A 465-nucleotide genomic window follows, 5' to 3' on the forward strand; every position below is an offset into this window, starting at 1 on the left:
AGGTGCGGGTGGCTGAGGCTTTACTTCTTTCTTTTCGGCCTTTTTTTCAGGTTGAGCGAGAGAGACAAACTTAATGCTGACCGCATGTTCTTCATTGTTACTTGCGAGGCTTATCTCCTGCCTTGGCGCAGAGAAAGAAAGAGCAACCCCATGAATTAAAAGGGAAACACCGCCAGCGAGTAGATATCTGTATTTCTTCACAGTGTTTGAGAACCATTACCAATTACGTCCTAATAAAAGGCATTATGCAGATAATACGAATAATATCAATTATCATTTGCATTATTTATCATGATCAATATAGTAGTCACAAATTCGAGCGAATGAGATTTGTTCTCATTTAATTCTGTGGCACAAATAATAGCAATTCGCCACGCAGAACATTGAAAAGCAAGAAGAAATAATGAATCTTGAATTGAACAACCCAGCCCTGCTTGACCCAGAAATAGTGGGTAACCATACGCC

General features: G+C 39.8%; 1 protein-coding gene and 1 pseudogene. Both read right to left on the minus strand.

Going from position 1 to position 465, the window contains the following annotated elements; all coding sequences use genetic code 11:
• Nucleotides 1-201 (minus strand): annotated as a pseudogene (locus AB4585_RS24360) (energy transducer TonB); the annotation flags it as partial.
• Between the two features lie 65 nt (nt 202-266).
• The coding region (locus tag AB4585_RS24365) for a hypothetical protein (protein WP_372171325.1) at nt 267-465 on the minus strand (199 nt) is incomplete at its 5' end.

Source organism: Vibrio sp. 10N.222.49.C9 (assembly GCF_041474985.1).
Lineage (GTDB): Bacteria > Pseudomonadota > Gammaproteobacteria > Enterobacterales > Vibrionaceae > Vibrio > Vibrio crassostreae_C.